The following is a 15,745-nucleotide window of genomic DNA, read 5'->3' on the forward strand; positions in this document are numbered from 1 at the left end:
CGGTCGCCCTCGCACCTCGCACCTCCACCCGCGCGACCGGCTGCTCCGCCGCGCGCTCCCGTTCCGGAGGATGGAGCGCGCCTCGGGGCGCGGTGACTTGCCTCCCCGAGATCGGTGTTAAGCTTGGTGTCTTCCCCCTGGGCGCGCGACGCGAGACGGGGGCGGAGCTCGGCGAGCCGAGATCTGTCCCCCGCACCTCCGGCGGCCAAGGCCGCCCCGCGGTCGCCCTGGAGAAAAAGGGTGCGAAATGGGCGAGTTGCGGACAGGGATGGTTGAGAAGATCGCGGCGATGCAGGACTTCGCGCTCTACCGCGATCTCGCGTGGGAGGGCACGTTCGAAGAGTACCTCCAGATCGTGCGCCAGAACCCGCAGGTGACGCGCAACGCGTTCCAGCGGGCGTACGACATGATCATCCGCTACGGCATCGAGGAGTACACGGACAACAAGAAGAAGCTCATCCGGTACAACTTCTTCAAGGACGAGATGCACGGCGGCGCCGACGCCGTGTACGGGCTCGACATCCCGCTGATGCGGCTCGTCCACGTGCTCCGGGCGGCCTCCGAGGGGTACGGCCCGGAGAAGCGCGTCATCCTGCTGCACGGCCCGGTCGGCTCGTCGAAGTCGACGATCGCCCGGCTCCTCAAGAAGGGCATCGAGCACTACTCGACGACCCCCGACGGCGCGCTCTACACGTTCGACTGGGTGAACCTCGACGACGTCGGCATGGCCGGGACGGAGAGCGCCCGCTTCAAGTGCCCGATGCACGAGGAGCCGCTGCGCCTCGTCCCGCCGGCGTGGCGCGACCGCGCGTTCCGCGAGCTCGGCCTCTCGAGCGCGCAGCACCACGTCCGCACCGAGGGCGACCTCGACCCCGCGTGCCGCTTCATCTTCAACCGCCTGATGGACAAGTACGGCGGCGACTGGTCGAAGGTGATGCAGCACGTGCGCGTGCGCCGCCTCGTGCTCAGCGAGAAGGACCGCGTCGGCATCGGCACCTTCCAGCCGAAGGACGAGAAGAACCAGGACTCGACCGAGCTCACCGGCGACATCAACTACCGCAAGATCGCCGAGTACGGCTCGGACTCGGACCCGCGCGCCTTCAACTTCGACGGCGAGTTCAACATCGCGAACCGCGGCATCGTCGAGTTCATCGAGGTGCTGAAGCTCGACGTCGCGTTCCTCTACGACCTGCTCGGCGCGTCGCAGGAGCACAAGATCAAGCCGAAGAAGTTCGCCCAGACGGACGTCGACGAGGTCATCATCGGCCACACCAACGAGGCCGAGTACAAGAAGCTCCTGAACAACGAGTTCATGGAGGCCCTCCGCGACCGCACGATCAAGATCGATATCCCGTACATCACGAAGGTGTCGGAGGAGATCCGGATCTACGAGAAGGACTTCAACAAGGAGAAGATCCGCGGCAAGCACATCGCCCCTCACACGCTCGAGGTCGCCGCGATGTGGGCCGCGCTCACCCGGCTCGAGGACCCGAAGAAGCACAACCTCTCGCTCGTCCAGAAGATGAAGCTCTACGACGGCAAGGTCCTGCCCGGCTACACGCAGGACACCGTGAAGGAGCTCCGCAAGGAGGCGTCGCGCGAGGGCATGGAGGGCATCAGCCCCCGCTACGTGCAGGACAAGATCTCGAACGCGCTCGTCAACGACCTCGGCGAGGGGACGATCAACCCCTTCATGGTCATGAGCGAGCTCGAGAAGGGCCTCAGGCACCACTCGCTCATCACGAACGACGAGCAGCGCAAGCGCTTCACCGAGTGCATCGGGATGGTGAAGCGCGAGTACGAGGAGATCGTCAAGAACGAGGTGCAGCGGGCGATCAGCGCCGACGAGGACGCGATCCAGAAGCTCGCCGCGAACTACATCGACTCGATCAAGGCCTACACCCTGAAGGAGAAGGTGAAGGACCGCTTCACCCGCGAGGACGTCGAGCCCGACGAGCGGCTGATGCGCTCGATCGAGGAGAAGATCGACATCCCCGAGAACCGCAAGGACGACTTCCGCCGCGAGATCATGAACTACATCGGCGCGCTCGCGGTCGACGGCAAGAAGTTCGAGTGGCACACGAACGACCGGCTGCGCCGCGCCCTCGAGCTCAAGCTGTTCGAGGACCAGAAGGACGCGATCAAGCTCCAGACCCTCGTGTCGAGCGTCATCGACAAGGAGACGCAGGAGAAGATCGACATCATCAAGACCCGGATGATCAAGTACTTCGGGTACAACGAGGTCTCGGCGCGCGACGTGCTCGACTACGTCGCCAGCATCTACGCGCGCGGCGATACGAAGTGACCCGTCGCGAGGGCGCGGCGGCGCTGCCAGGCAGCGCGCGCCGCGCCGCTCGCCCCCCCAGGCTCAGCCTTCGCGCCTGACCTTCGCGAGCTCGCGCTCCCCGTCCCGCCGGAGCTTCGCGATCTCGCGCTCCAGCGTCGCGACCTCGCGCTCCAGGGAGGCCACCGTCCGCTTGAGGTCGCGGACCTCCTCGACGGTCGAGAGGCCCATCGCCTTGGCGAACGTCTCCTTCTGCTCCGCGGTGAACGAGGAGACCCGGCCGGGCACGCTCATCGCCGTCATGAACAGCCGCATGAACCGCTCGTCCTGCATCAGCTTCGCCACGTTCGGGTTCGCGGCGAGCCTCATGCCCTCGGTGACCAGTCTGTCCTTCAGCGCCATGCGGGCAGCCTAGCCATTTTCGCGCGGGCGCGTCAGCCCACCTCGACCAGCACCGCCGTGATGTTGTCCCGCCCCCCGCGCCGATTCGCGAGGTCGATGAAGAGGTCGACCGCCACGTCGCCGCCCTTCGAGGCGATGCTCGCGACCTCCTCCTCGGCGTGGAGATACCCGTGCAGCCCGTCGGAGCAGAGCAGGTATCGATCGCCCTCCTCGACGGCGACGATCGAGGTGTCGACCTCGACGTAGTCCCGGTTGCCGACCGCGCGCGTGATCACGTTGCGGTGGGGCGAGCTCTTGGCCTCGTCCACGGAGATGAGGCCGTTCTTGATCTGCCACGCGATCAGCGTGTGATCCTCGGTCATCTGCACCGCGGTCCCGTTGCGGACCTGGTAGATGCGGCTGTCGCCCACCTGGCCGGTCACGAGCGCGCCGCCGACGATGAGCGCCGCGCTGATCGTCGTGCCCATGCCGCTCTTGTCGCGATCGAGCTCGGCGATCGCGAAGACCATGTACGTCGCCGCCTGGATCGCGCCCTCGAGGATGCGCAGCACGGCGCGCGCCTTGGGCTGCGTCAGCGGCTCGTTCGGATCGCCGATGGCGGGCAGGCCCCGCTTCACCATGCCGTAGATCGTCTCGACCGCCTCGGCGCTCGCGACCTCGCCGGCCGCGTGCCCGCCCATGCCGTCCGCGACGATGTAGAGCCGGAGCTCGTCGTCCCGGAAGAACGCATCCTCATTGGCGCGCCGGTGGCGCCCGACATCGGTGCGGCCAAATGATTGGATCCTCATCGAGGTTGCCCGGTCCTTCGCTCGCCGTCCCGTGAGGAAATCCCCGAGGCGCCGGCGCGACTGTCGCACGATAAACTTCTTCAGCGGGGCCTGTCGAGTGGTCGGAGGCTCGATTAAGATGGGCGAGCCAGCCATGGCACGAAGCTTCTCCGCGACCTGTGGGCCGGATGGCCTTCTCCAGCACCTGGCGGACCTGCGCAGCGCGGTCCCGTCGCCGTCGGGCGGGGTCGTCTTCGTTTCCGGACAGCTCGCCCAGCGCGCCTCGGGCGTCGCCGAGCTCGTCCGTGGCGCCTGGCGCGGCGTCCCCGCCTGCGTCGTGCCGGCCGCGGGCGTGCTCAGCGAGCGCGGCGAGATCGAGGGGGACACCGGCGCGAGCGGCGTGCTGTGGTCCGGCGGGCAGGTCACCCCCTTCGCGCTGCCCGAGCGCGCCGAGGAGCCGAGCCGCCTCCTGCGCGAGACGCTCGCCCGCACCGTCGGCCAGCGCTCCGCGACGGCGATCCTCTTCGCCCGGCCCGGGGCGTTCGCGCCCGAGCGGCTCGAGGCGCTCGCCTTGTCCGCGCCGAACGCGTGCCTCTTCGGCGCCGGGACGGCTTCCGGCTCCGCCATCGGCGTGACGTCGCAAGGCGAGCTCATCGAGGGCCCGGCGACGGGCCTCGCCATCACCGGCTTCGCCCCGCCGCTCGTCGACGCCTCGCCCGCCGCCAGGCTGCTCTCCGGCTTCCACCGCATCGACGAGGCGAGCGGCGGCATCGTGCTCCGCGCCGGCGGGCGGCCGGCGCTCGACCTGCTCTCCACCGCGACCGCCACGCTCGGCGAGCCGCCCAGCGCGCAGCAGCTCATCCTCGCCGCGCTGGCCGACCCGCCGCTCGATCCACCGGCCGCGCCGGGCGCCGACCGCGGCGACGCCGAGGCGGAGGCGCCCGACTCCGTGCGTTACGTGCTGCGGCCGGTCCGCGGCATCGATCCATCGCGGCGGGGGCTCCTGCTCGGCGACGAAGCGAGGCCCGGCGCGCGCCTCGCCTTCGCGGTGCGCGACGCCGCCGCCAGCCGCTCCGGGCTCGAGGGGATCGCTCGGCAGGTGTCCCGGAGCGCGCTCGGGTCGGCCCCCCGCTTCGCGCTCTACCTGACCTGCGCCGGGCGCGGCCAGGGCCTGTACGGGACGCCCGACGTCGAGGCGCGCATCCTGCGCCAGCGCTTCGCCGACCTCCCGATCGCCGGCATGCACTCGAGCTTCGAGATCGCCCCCTGGGCCCGGGGCCAGGCCAGGCTCGCCCTCTATACCGGCGTGCTCGCGCTTTTTCGCGCGCCGAGCTGAGCGCTTTTCCGCGCCGAGCTGCACGCTTTTCCGCGTGTCGAGCCGAGCGCCGCGCCTCAGCGCTCGCGGTAGACCGCGACCACCGCGGAGGCCCGCCGCTGCACCGCCGCGTGGACGGCCGCATACCGCGGCTCGTCGCGCAGGGGCGCGAGGACCGGACAGCGCTCGAGCCAGATCAGGTCGAACAGGCCGTCGGCCAGCGAGAGCTCGAGCGCGGCCAGCGCGAGCTCTCGCTGGCCGAGGAAGGCCGCGAACTCCGCCTGGAGCTGCCGGATGAACGACGTGCGCCGCAGCGCCGTGACGGCCGGGCGCTCCCCCTCGACCTGCACGGGCCGGACGTCCGAGAGCCGCCCCTCGATGAGGTCATCGATCACCTGCGCGAACGGCGTGGGGAGGTCCGGGAAGGCCTCGCTCACGCGCCTCTGAGAGAGCTTCTCGACCACCTCCGGATCGCGCTGCCAGAGCACGCGGCGCATCCGCAGGACGGTGTAGCCCGATCCGCTGCCCACCGTCGGATGCGCCCGGATCACGTCGTCGGCGTCCGACCACCTGTCCAGCAGCGTGTACGCGCGCGCCAGCGCCTGCGCCGCCAGCACCACCTCGGGATCGCGCGCCAGCGCGGACCGGGCGCGCCGCGCGCCCTCCTCGAAGGCGCCGCACTCGAGCAGGATGTGGCCGATGAGGCCCTCCGCCTCGGCGTTGCCCGAGCGGCACGCGAGCGCCGCCTTGAGCTCCCGCATCGCGCCGACCACGTCGAGGCGCTGGAACCGCACCGACGCCATCGCGAGCCGCGCGTCCGGCAGCCCGGGCGCCGCGGCGACGGCGCGCGACGCCGCCTCCGTGGCGAGCTCCCCGCCGCGGTCCGTGAAGAACCAGAAGCGGGAGCGCGCAAGCGCGTAGGCCGACAGGATCATCGGATCCTCGGGCGCGCGCGAGAGCGCCTGCTCGAACAGCGCGATCGCCCGCTCCTGGTGCTCCGGCCAGAACCTGCGGTACTCGTGGCGCCCGCGCAGGAACAGGTCGAGCGCGACGGGATCGCTCGGCGCCGTGCGGTTCGGCACGGCCCCGTCGAGCGTCAGCGCCTCCGCGACCGCCTCGGCCACCTCGTCGTTGATCCGCAGCACCTCCGCCTCGGGGCGATCGAAGCGCTTCGCCCACAGCTGGAACCCGTCGGCGACGCTGATGAGCCGCGCGTTGATCCGCACCGTCCCGTCGCGCCGCCGCACCGAGCCCCCGACGACCACCTGCACCCCGAGCTCGCGCCCGATCTCGCGCGGATCGAGCTCGGGGGACGAGCGCCGCCCGAGCGCCCCGCGCGGCCTCACCCGGAGGCCCGGCGTCATGGAGAGGGTGTCGACGAGATCGTCCGTCAGCTCCTCGGCCAGGTACGCGTCCGACGCAGGTCCCTGGTTCGCGAACGGCAGGACCACGACGCTCTTGCCGCCGTGCTCGGCCACCCCGGAGCTCGCCCCCGGGGTCACCCCGGAGACCGCCGTCCGCCCCTGCGGCGGCGTGAACGCCGGCGGCGTCACCGTGGCCGGGCGGGTGAGCGAGGCGAGGTCGTGCACGACGCTCTCGACGGACGGATACCGGTCGCCGCGCTCGCGCGCCATGCAGCGGAGCACCACGCGCGCGAGCGCGTCGGGCAGGTCGGCGCGCCGGAGCCGCGGATCCGGCGGGTCGGCGAAGAGCCGCGCCGCGGCGACGGCGAGCGGCGCGTCGCCCTGCCACGCGCGCTCGCCCGTGAGCATCTCGAAGAGCATCGCCCCGAGGGCGTAGATGTCGGCGCGCGCGTCGACGTCGTCGGCGCCCTGCACCTGCTCGGGCGCCATGTACGCCGGCGTCCCCATGACCGCGCCCAGCGTCTTGCCCGCCTCGCCGCTCGCGACCGCGCGCGCGATCCCGAAGTCGGTCAGGACGACGCGCCCGTCGCGCCCGAGCATCACGTTGTCCGGCTTGAGGTCACGGTGGATGACGCCGGCCCGGTGCGCGGCATGGAGGCCCGCGCAGACGCCCTCCACGACGTCCAGCGCGCGGCTCATGCCGAGCCGCCGCTCGCGCGCGAGCAGCGCGGCGAGCGGCTCGCCGTCGACGAACTCCATCGTCAGGAACCGGTCGCCCTCGTGCTCGCCGATGTCGAAGACCCGCGCCACGTTCGGGTGCGTGACCTTGCGCGAGAGCCGCACCTCGCGCCGGAACCGATCGGTCACCTCCGGCGCGACGCTGAGCTCCCGGCGCAGCACCTTGACCGCGACGAGCTCCTCGAGCTCCAGGTCGCGGGCGCGGTAGACGCTGCCCATCCCGCCGATGCCGACCAGCCCGAGGAGCTCGTACCGGCCTGCGAGGACCTGCCGCGGGCCGGTCGCGACGGCGTCCGCGGGGTCGGCCGCTTGCCGCTCGCCGCTCGCCGCGAGCGGAAGGTCGTGGATCGTGTCGTCCTTGAAGCTCTGCGGCATAGGGGAATTCCGGCGGCCGTTGCCCCCCGCGTCACGAGATTAGCCCACGGGATCGGCCGGTCGAGCGCCGACCGTCGCGGGAGCTCCAGCACGGAGGTGCTAGTCTCCGCCGCCCATGGCAGAGGCGTCGAGCTCCATCGTGGTGGAGTCGCTCTCCAAGACGTACCAGGTCCACGAGCGCGCCGCCGGCTTCTCGGCCTCCGTGCGCTCGCTCTTCCGGCGCCGCACCAAGGTCGTCCACGCCGTCGAGGACCTCTCGTTCTCGATCGCGCCCGGCGAGCGCGTCGGCTTCCTCGGCCCGAACGGCGCCGGGAAGACGACGACGCTGAAGGTGCTCTCCGGGCTCCTCCACCCGTCGGGCGGCAAGGTCGAGGTCGCCGGCTTCGTCCCGCGGCACCGTGAGCCCGATTTCCTCAAGCGGATCACCCTCGTGATGGGGCAAAAGCAGCAGCTGCTCTGGGACCTCCCGCCCGCCGAGACCTTCGCGGTGAACCGGGCGATCTATGGGATCGACGACGCGGATTTCAAGGAGACCCTCGGTGAGCTGGAAGACCTCCTCGGCATCGCCGAGATCGCGACGAAGCCGACGCGGCAGCTCTCGCTCGGCGAGCGCATGAAGTGCGAGCTGGCCGCGGCCCTGCTGCACCGGCCGGAGATCCTGTTCCTCGACGAGCCGACGATCGGGCTCGACGTGGCGATGCAGCTCGGCGTCCGCGAGTTCATCCGCCGCTACAATGAGCGGCGGCGGGCGACGATCGTGCTCACGTCCCACTACATGGACGACGTGGCGGCGCTCTGTCCGCGGGTCATCGTCATCGACAAGGGCAGGCTGCGCTACGACGGCGACCTCGCGGCGCTCGTCCGCAGCATGCGGCCCCACAAGCGGATCGCGCTGCACTTCAAGAGCCCGGTCGACCAGGCGCTCCTCGAGCGGGTGGGCGCCGTCCTCTCGCTCGATCCTGGCTGCGCGGTGCTGCAGGTGCCGCAGGCGGAGCTGCGCGAGGCCATGTCCTGGCTGCTCGGCCACACCGACATCTCGGATCTCACGGTCGAGGATCCTCCCCTGGAGGAGGTGATGCGCGAGCTCTTTTCGGGCGTGGAGCCTTCGGCGGAGCCGGAAAGCGAGCTGTCGGGCTCGACGGGCGGGGCCGCGTCATGAGCGGGCTCGCTCGGGCCGCCCGGGCGTTCCCGACGCTGCTCCGCGTCGGGATCGCGGCCGCGCTCGCGTACCGGGCCGAGATGCTGATCTGGATGCTCACGACGACGATGCCGCTCGTGAGCCTCGCGCTCTGGTCGGCGGTGGCCGCGAGCGCGCCGGTCGGCCGCTTCGGGGCGCGCGATTTCTCCGCGTACTTCCTGGCCATCCTCATCGTCCGGCAGCTGACCGGCTCGTGGCTCGTCTGGGAGATGAACATGGACATCAAGAGCGGCGCCCTCTCGCAGCGCCTGCTCCGGCCGATCCACCCGCTCTTCTCGTACGCCGCCGAGAACCTCGCCGCGCTGCCGCTCCGGGCGGCGCTCTGCCTGCCCATCGCGGTCATCGCGCTCGTCGCGACGTCGGGCGAGCGGTTCCAGCCGACGGCGCTCGAGCTCGGGCTCTGGGTCCTCTCCCTCGCCGGCGCCTGGGCGATCAACTTCTTCACGATGGCGCTGATCGGCTCGCTCGCGTTCGTGATCGACAGCTCGACCGCGGTGTTCGACGTCTACCTCGCGGCCTTCATGGTCTTCGCCGGCTACCTCGTCCCGATCGAGCTGTTCCCCTCGTGGCTCGCCGAGCTCGCGCGGGTCCTGCCGTTCCGTTACAGCCTCGCGTTCCCTGTCGAGCTCATCACCGGCCTGCTCGACCCGGGCCGCGCGCTCACCGAGCTCGCGGTGCAGTGGGCCTTCGCCGCCGCGTCCGCCGCCGCCGCGCTCGTCGCGTGGCGCGCGGGGATCCGGCGGTTCTCGGCGTTCGGCGGGTGAGCGGCATGCGTTACCTCCGGTTGCTCGCGACGCAGCTGCGCGTGTCGATCGCGCTCGGGATGCAGTACCGGTGGGATTTCCTGCTCGGCGCGGTGATGACCGTCGTGTGGACGGTGGTCGGGCTGGTCCCGCTCCACATCGCGCTCGCGGCCCGGCCGCCGGTGCAGGGCTGGACGTACGAGCGGGCGCTCGTCGTCGTCGGGTGGTTCACGCTGCTCAAGGGCATCCTCGAGGGGGCCGTGAACCCGTCGCTCATCAGCGTGGTCGACCAGATCCGGAAGGGCACGCTCGACTTCACGCTGCTCAAGCCGGCCGACGCGCAGTTCCTCGTCTCCACGGCCCGGTTCGAGATCCGCAAGGTCGTGGACGCCGCGGCCGCGGTGGCGATCTTCGCCTACGCGTTCGCCCAGATGGGGCGCGCCCCCGCGCCCGCCCACGTCGCGCTCGCGCTCTGCCTGCTCGTGACGGCGACGCTGGTGCTCTACTCCATGTGCATCCTGGTCATCTCCGCCGCGTTCTGGGTCGTGCGCCTCGACAACCTGGCCTACCTCTTCAACTCCATCTTCGATTTCGCGCGCTGGCCGGTCACGATCTTCAGCGGCTTCTGGCGCGTCGTCTTCACCGTGATCGTCCCGCTCGGGCTGATGACCACGTACCCGGCGGAGGCGATGCTCGGCACCATCGCACCGCGCACGGCCGCCGCCGCGGCGCTCGGCGCGCTCACCTTCGGCGCCGTCGCGCGCGGCGTGTGGAAGCGGGCGATAGGCCGGTACACATCGGCGTCGAGCTGAGCCTCGCGAGGGCTTCCGGCGAGCGGCGCGGTGCGTTAACGTCACACGATTGCCCTCCGGGCGCGAGGAGGGCTAACGGACACCGGGGGGAGAGCGGGATCGGGAAGGAGACGCGGTGAAGGACGGAGGGCTGACGCTCGAGGAGTTGGGTCGGAGCATCGTCGATCTCGCGATGACCGAGGACGTGATACGCCGCCAGGTGATCGCCCTCCTCCCGGTCGGGCGCCGCGCGGAGCGGGAGCTCGAGGTCCTCGGCAGGCCATCGCGGCTCACGATGGACTTCGAGGTCGGCGACCCGGCGGCGACGCGGAGCATGAGCGGCGCGTTCGATGTCTCGATCCCGCACGCCGTGACGGTGCGGGTCGACGCGGATGGGGAAGCGGAGGAGCACCGACTCGACGCGACCCTCGCGCTGCGCATCACGCCGAGGCCCTGCGCGCCGCTCGGGATCTTCCTGGACATCGCGGAGCTGTCGGCGGAGTCGGTGAGGTTCGCCGAGTCGCGGGCCTCCGCGAAGGACTACCTGCGCGGCCGGATCGAGGAGGAGGTGCGGAGGGAGCTGCTCCGCCTCGTGCGCGCGCGGGTCGCGGAGAGCCGCGCGGAGCGCACGCTCGACCTGGAGGAGCCGCTCCTCCGCGCGCTCGGGGGCGCCTCCTGGGCGGGGCCGGAGGAGGTGGAGGAGCCGGACGGGCGGGACGCGCCGCCGCCGAGCCGGGTGCGCGGGGCCGGCGGCCCGGCGAGCGGGGCTGGGCTGCTGGACGCGCCGCTCAGCGACCTGGACGCGCAGCTCCGGTTCTTCGGGAACGCCATGCCCCTCCAGGTGTGGACCGCGCGCCCGGACGGCCAGCTGAACTTCGTGAACCGGGCGGTCCTCGACTATTTCGACCGCACGGAGGAGCAGATGATCGGTGAGGGCTGGCTCGCGGTGCTGCACCCGGACGACGTCCCGAAGACGGTGGCGGCGTGGACCCGGAGCCTCACGACGGGCGAGCCGTACCACACGGAGTTCCGCCTGCGGCGGGCGAGCGATCAGACGTACCGGGAGCACGTGGTCAGCGCGCTGCCGCAGCGCGACGCCGCGGGGAACATCTTCCGGTGGATCGGCGGCACCACCGACGTGGCCGAGCTGCGCCGCGCCGAGGCCGCCCTCCGGAGGAGCGAGGCGCGCTACCGGCTCTTCGCGGAGGCGTCGAACGAGGGCGTCTGGTTCTGGAACATCCGCGAGGACACGGTGGAGTGGAGCGATCGCATGCTCCAGATGATCGGCGTCCGCCGCGAGGCGTGGGGCGGGACGTTCGCGAGCTTCTTCGAGCGCGTGCACCCCGACGACCAGAGGGCGGTGCAGGCCGCGCTGCGGGCTCACCTCGAGGAGCGGCGGCCCTTCGAGGTGGAGTACCGGCTGCGGCGCGAGGACGGCGAGTACCGCGACGTGTTCGCCCGCGGCATGGCCGAGTGGGACGACAAGGGCGTGCCGTTCCAGATGGCGGGCGGCGGGACGGACATCACCGAGAAGAAGCGCCAGCAGGCCGTGCTGAACGAGCGGCTCGCGATCATCGAGCAGCAGCAGGAGGCGATCCGGGCGCTGTCGACGCCGATCATCGAGGTCTGGAGGGGGGTGCTGACGATGCCGGTGCTCGGCGTCCTCGACGAGGAGCGCGCCCAGCAGATGATGGAGGTGCTGCTCGAGGCCGTGGCGCGGACCCGCTGCCGTCACGCGATCATCGATCTGACCGGGGTGAGCGCCGTGGACGCGGCCACGGCCGATCACGTGCTGAGGCTCATCGACGCCGTGGCGCTGCTCGGGGCGCAGGGCATCGTCGTCGGCATCCGGCCCGAGGTGGCGCAGACGGTGGTGTCGCTGGGGCTCGATCTGTCGAACATCAAGACGCTCTCGAACCTCCGGGAGGCGCTCCTCTTCGCGATGCAGTCGAGCGGGGTGTCGGTCAAGCGGCGGCGCAAGCGCAGGGCGGGGCGCGAGCGCGCGGACGACGCGGAGGGGACGCGCGATTCGCGCGACGGGTGAGCGGCGCCGCCGGCGCGAGCGCCCTCGACCTCCTCGTAAGGCGCAGGGGTTGAGGTAGAACCTCGCCCATGGCGAAGATCCCCTCCATCAAGTTCGGGCGCTCGAGCGGCGGCGGCGTCGCCGGCGCGGTCCGCGGCGTCGCGCTCGGCCTCGTGCTCCTCGTGGCGATGCTGTTCGTCGCGTGCACCACGGTGACGCGGATCGACGCCGCGCACGTGGGCATCCGGGTCAAGCTCGCCGGCTCGAACCGCGGCGTGAGCGACATCCCGGTCGTGACCGGCTGGGTGTTCTACAACCCGCTCACGGAGCAGATCGTGCAGTTTCCGACGAGCGTGCAGAACGTGGTCTGGACGGCGTCGGCGCACGAGGGCCGAGCGGTCGACGAGTCGATCACATTCTCGTCCTCCGAGGGCGTCAACGTCGGCGCGGACATCGGGATGTCGTTCCACATCGACCCGGAGAAAGCGCCCCACCTGTACCTGCGCTTCCGGGAGAACGACCTGATGAGGCTCGCCGATCGCTACGTGCGCAACGCGGTGCGCGAGGCGTTCAACTCGGTCGCGTCGAAGATGCCCGTCCAGGAGATCTACGGGTCGGGCAAGACGAGGCTCATCCACGACGTGACGAAGGAGCTCGAGCTGGTGATCGAGAAGGACGGCATCCGGATCGATCAGCTCACGATCAACGGCGCGCTGAGGCTTCCCGAGAACGTGGCCGCGGCGATCAACCAGGCGATGGAGGCGACGCAGAAGGCGATCCAGGCCGAGAACCGGGTACGTCAGGTGAGGGCGGAGGCCGACCAGGCGATCGCGACGGCGCGCGGCGCGGCCGAGTCGGCGCGGGAGCGGGCCCGCGGCGAGGCGGACGCGCTGCTCATCCGCGCGCGCTCCGAGGCCAAGGCGAACACGATCATCCGGCTGTCGACGACGCCGGCGGTGCTGCAGTACCGCGCGCTCGAGCGATGGAACGGGCGCCTGCCGGCGATGAACCAGGGCCCGCTGCCGATGCTGACGTTCGACATGAAGAGCGCGCTCGACAAGGATGCTGAGCAGAAGCTGACCGAGCTGCTCGAGGAGACGGCGCCAGGGGGTGAGGCGGCGCCGGCTGGCGGGGCGGCGACGGGCGCGGGCGGCGACGAGGGCGCGAAGCCCGCGGAAAAGCCGGCTGGGCAAGCGCCGGCCGGCGCGCCCTGAGCAGCTCCGGGCGGCGGGAGAGCTCGTGGTCTGGATTGACGTCGCGAGGGGGGGTGCGACGATGGCGGCAATGCGCCCTCGCCGGCGGCTCGCCGCCCTGCTCCCGCTTCTGTGTATGCCCTCGCTCCCGCTCGCTCTCGCGGGCTGCCAGCAGATCCTGGGCATTCATGACGTGAGCGACGATCCAGACACGGGCAGGCCCGACGGCCAGACGTCTCAAGGGAGCGGGGGCGCGACCTCCGGGGCTGGCGGCGGCGGCGGCGAGGCAGGCGGCGAGGTCGGCGGCGGCGGTCATGCGCCTTCCAGCATGGATCTCGCGCTCGTCGTCCTGACGCCCAACGTCACGGTGCCTCTCGGGGGAAAGAACCTTGTCGAGATCGAGATACGCCGCACTGGCGGCTTCGATGGCGAGGTGACGGTGGCGGCGGTGAGCCCTCCTGCGGGCCTCGTCGTCGATCGCATCACGATCGCCGCCAAGGAGACGAAGGCCGAGATCGTGGTAGGCGCCGAGGCGCCGCTCGCCCTGGGCAACACGATCTCCTTCACCCTGGCGGCGACCTCCGGCGCCCTGGAGAGCACCGCCGCCGTGACGAACGCGCTCGTGACCGGCCGCCCGGGCTCACTGGACGCCACGTTCGGCGTGGCGACGGGCATCGCGCCGGTGCGCTTCGGGAACGACGACGGCGGCTATTTCACCGATATCGAGGTGGTCGGCGAGCGGATCGTCGCGACCGGCTGGGGCATCGGCGGCGTCGGCGGCTCCTCGATGAAGATAGCGCGCCTGACCAGCGCCGGCGCGCTGGATCCCGACTTCGCCGGCGGCGCCTTGCTGTCGACGAGGATCGGGAGCAGCTCGGGCTCCGAGGCCGAGTCGTTCGCGGTGGGGCACCAGGTCGACGGCAAGATCATCGCGATGGGCTGGCACGAGATCCCGGAGCCGCGTGACATCGCCCTCTGGCGCGTCGGGGCGAACGGCGCGACCACCGACCCGGAGTTCGGCAACAACGGCAAGGCGCTGCTCGACACGGGCGGCGAAGAGACGGTCGTGGATGGGCTCGTCCTGGCCAACGACAAGATCCTCGTCGCCGGCGCTCGCGACGCGCGCATGATGGTGGCGCGCGTGTCCTCGAATGGGAGGCTCGACACCGCCTTCGCCGCGCCGAACGGCTTCTGGGCGCTCGACCGCGCCTCCACCGCGAGGGCCGTGGTCGTCGACCGCGAGGGCCGGATCCTGGTCGTGGGCGAGGTGGACACGGGGGGCCAGTCCGACGGCATCCTCGCCCGCTTCCTGGCCAACGGGCAGCCCGACACCACCTTCGGGACCGGCGGCCAGCAGGTCTTCGGCACGTCCGCGAGCAGCGAGCGCACGGCGGCGGTCGCTGTCCTCGACGACGGCCGCATCCTCGTGGGCGGCAGCGTCGGCAAGGACGGGAGCGCCGACTTCGAGGTCCGCCGCTTCCTCGAAGACGGCGCCGCCGACCCGAGCTTCGGCGCGTCGGGCGTCGTCGCGCTCCCGATCACCGACGGCGACGACGTGGCGCAGGACGCCATCGTGCTCCCCGACGGCCGGATCCTGGTCGTGGGCAATGCGACCGGCGGCGCCACACCCGGGCCGGTACTCGCGCGCTACCTGCGCGACGGCAGGCTCGATCCCAACTTCGGAGTCGGCGGCGTGCTCTCCCTGTATGTCGGCGACTCGGGCGGCATCCAGCGGGCCGCGGTCTACCCGGGCCAGAAGGTCGTGATCTGCGGCGAGAACCAGGGGGGCGTGCCAGGTCCAGGGACGTACGGGATCGTGGCGCGGCTCTGGATGTAGCGGCGGCGCGACGGACCTCCCCGCGCCGGAGCGCGGGCCCGCCGACCGGATCGTGCTCGGTTGCCCCGCCGCCCGCCCCCGGGCAGGCTTCGGGCATGGGCCAGCCCGCCGAGAAGCAGCGCCGCGCCACGTACGCCGACCTCGAAGCCGTCCCGGCGAACAAGGTGGCGGAGCTCATCGGCGGCGTGCTCCACGTCCTCCCCCGCCCGGCGCCCCGACATGCGAACGCGAGCTCGGTCCTGGGGATCAAGATCGGCGGCCCCTTCGGCCTCGGCGATGGTGGGCCGGGCGGCTGGTGGATCCTGGACGAGCCGGAGTTGCATTACCCCGACCCGGACGCGCCAGGCGAGATCGACGCGCTCGTGCCCGACCTCGCCGGCTGGCGCCGCGAGCGGATGCCGGTGCTGCCGGAGACGGCCTACTTCGCGCTCGCTCCGGACTGGATCTGCGAGGTGCTGAGCCCGTCGACCGCGTCTGTCGACCGTGACGAGAAGATGCCTATCTACGCGCGCGAAGGCGTGCGTCACGCATGGCTGGTCGACCCGATCGCACGGACGTTGGAGGTCTTCTCGCTCGTCTCGGGCCGGGGCTTTGGGCCCGCCGCCGTCCACCGCGACGCTGCGCGCGTGCGAGTCGAGCCCTTCGAGGCCGTCGAGCTCGATCTTTCGGTGCTCTGGGCGACGTAGCAGACCGCCGTGCCGTTCGGTTCCCCGGG

Annotated in this window: 12 protein-coding genes; 9 read left to right on the plus strand and 3 right to left on the minus strand. The window is 71.5% G+C overall.

What is annotated here, in order from left to right; translation table 11 throughout:
* Positions 1-247 precede the first annotated feature (247 nt).
* Complete coding sequence (locus WME73_RS38430; RefSeq protein ID WP_272104360.1) at positions 248-2,305, plus strand: PrkA family serine protein kinase; 2,058 nt, start codon at positions 248-250, stop codon at positions 2,303-2,305.
* 63 nt (positions 2,306-2,368) lie between these two features.
* Here WME73_RS38430 and WME73_RS38435 read toward each other — a convergent pair whose 3' ends face one another.
* Entirely contained in the window at positions 2,369-2,686 is a 318-nt protein-coding gene (locus WME73_RS38435; protein ID WP_437741249.1) for a hypothetical protein, read from the minus strand.
* 32 nt (positions 2,687-2,718) lie between these two features.
* Positions 2,719-3,474: a PP2C family protein-serine/threonine phosphatase gene (locus tag WME73_RS38440; protein ID WP_272104357.1), complete on the minus strand. Its 756-nt coding sequence runs from the start codon at positions 3,472-3,474 to the stop codon at positions 2,719-2,721.
* A gap of 133 nt (positions 3,475-3,607) precedes the next feature.
* On the opposite strand from WME73_RS38440, the gene WME73_RS38445 reads away from it, so the two are divergent.
* Entirely contained in the window at positions 3,608-4,789 is a 1,182-nt protein-coding gene (locus WME73_RS38445; protein ID WP_437912812.1) for an FIST signal transduction protein, read from the plus strand.
* Between the two features lie 56 nt (positions 4,790-4,845).
* Here WME73_RS38445 and WME73_RS38450 read toward each other — a convergent pair whose 3' ends face one another.
* On the minus strand, positions 4,846-7,245 hold the full coding sequence (locus tag WME73_RS38450) for a protein kinase domain-containing protein (RefSeq protein WP_437912814.1): 2,400 nt from the start codon (positions 7,243-7,245) through the stop codon (positions 4,846-4,848).
* Between the two features lie 115 nt (positions 7,246-7,360).
* On the opposite strand from WME73_RS38450, the gene WME73_RS38455 reads away from it, so the two are divergent.
* The 7 genes from WME73_RS38455 (at position 7,361) to WME73_RS38485 (ending at position 15,716) form a co-directional block, all read left to right on the plus strand.
* The gene (locus WME73_RS38455; RefSeq protein ID WP_437912815.1) at positions 7,361-8,404 is read left to right on the plus strand and encodes an ABC transporter ATP-binding protein; all 1,044 of its coding nucleotides are present in this window, start codon (positions 7,361-7,363) and stop codon (positions 8,402-8,404) included.
* Positions 8,401-9,207: an ABC transporter permease gene (locus tag WME73_RS38460; RefSeq protein ID WP_437741253.1), complete on the plus strand. Its 807-nt coding sequence runs from the start codon at positions 8,401-8,403 to the stop codon at positions 9,205-9,207. Before WME73_RS38455 ends, WME73_RS38460 begins: the two co-directional genes overlap by 4 nt.
* Before the next feature lie 5 nt (positions 9,208-9,212).
* The gene (locus WME73_RS38465) at positions 9,213-9,998 is read left to right on the plus strand and encodes an ABC transporter permease (protein ID WP_437710805.1); all 786 of its coding nucleotides are present in this window, start codon (positions 9,213-9,215) and stop codon (positions 9,996-9,998) included.
* Positions 9,999-10,113: 115 nt separating this feature from the next.
* Positions 10,114-12,021 (plus strand): PAS domain-containing protein, encoded by a 1,908-nt coding sequence (locus tag WME73_RS38470; RefSeq protein ID WP_437912817.1) that lies wholly within the window; start codon positions 10,114-10,116, stop codon positions 12,019-12,021.
* Between the two features lie 68 nt (positions 12,022-12,089).
* Entirely contained in the window at positions 12,090-13,214 is a 1,125-nt protein-coding gene (locus tag WME73_RS38475; RefSeq protein ID WP_437912818.1) for a prohibitin family protein, read from the plus strand.
* A gap of 115 nt (positions 13,215-13,329) precedes the next feature.
* On the plus strand, positions 13,330-15,030 hold the full coding sequence (locus tag WME73_RS38480; protein ID WP_437912819.1) for a delta-60 repeat domain-containing protein: 1,701 nt from the start codon (positions 13,330-13,332) through the stop codon (positions 15,028-15,030).
* A 95-nt stretch (positions 15,031-15,125) separates the two neighbouring features.
* Positions 15,126-15,716 carry a Uma2 family endonuclease gene (locus tag WME73_RS38485; protein ID WP_437912820.1) on the plus strand — a complete coding sequence of 197 codons (591 nt, stop codon included), beginning with the start codon at positions 15,126-15,128 and terminating at the stop codon, positions 15,714-15,716.
* Positions 15,717-15,745: the final 29 nt, after the last annotated feature.

It is taken from the genome of Sorangium sp. So ce302, assembly GCF_051530145.1.
In the GTDB taxonomy this organism is placed as follows: Bacteria; Myxococcota_A; Polyangia; order Polyangiales; family Polyangiaceae; genus Sorangium; species Sorangium cellulosum_B.

Bases quoted from the DNA above. Each gene is read 5' to 3' on its own strand.
- WME73_RS38445 (WP_437912812.1), top strand. From the start codon at position 3,608: ATGGCACGAAGCTTCTCCGCGACCTGTGGGCCGGATGGCCTTCTCCAG.
- WME73_RS38455 (WP_437912815.1), top strand. From the start codon at position 7,361: ATGGCAGAGGCGTCGAGCTCCATCGTGGTGGAGTCGCTCTCCAAGACG.
- WME73_RS38435 (WP_437741249.1), bottom strand. From the start codon at position 2,686: ATGGCGCTGAAGGACAGACTGGTCACCGAGGGCATGAGGCTCGCCGCG.
- WME73_RS38460 (WP_437741253.1), top strand. From the start codon at position 8,401: ATGAGCGGGCTCGCTCGGGCCGCCCGGGCGTTCCCGACGCTGCTCCGC.
- WME73_RS38440 (WP_272104357.1), bottom strand. From the start codon at position 3,474: ATGAGGATCCAATCATTTGGCCGCACCGATGTCGGGCGCCACCGGCGC.
- WME73_RS38485 (WP_437912820.1), top strand. From the start codon at position 15,126: ATGGGCCAGCCCGCCGAGAAGCAGCGCCGCGCCACGTACGCCGACCTC.
- WME73_RS38450 (WP_437912814.1), bottom strand. From the start codon at position 7,245: ATGCCGCAGAGCTTCAAGGACGACACGATCCACGACCTTCCGCTCGCG.
- WME73_RS38480 (WP_437912819.1), top strand. From the start codon at position 13,330: ATGCCCTCGCTCCCGCTCGCTCTCGCGGGCTGCCAGCAGATCCTGGGC.
- WME73_RS38465 (WP_437710805.1), top strand. From the start codon at position 9,213: ATGCGTTACCTCCGGTTGCTCGCGACGCAGCTGCGCGTGTCGATCGCG.
- WME73_RS38475 (WP_437912818.1), top strand. From the start codon at position 12,090: ATGGCGAAGATCCCCTCCATCAAGTTCGGGCGCTCGAGCGGCGGCGGC.
- WME73_RS38430 (WP_272104360.1), top strand. From the start codon at position 248: ATGGGCGAGTTGCGGACAGGGATGGTTGAGAAGATCGCGGCGATGCAG.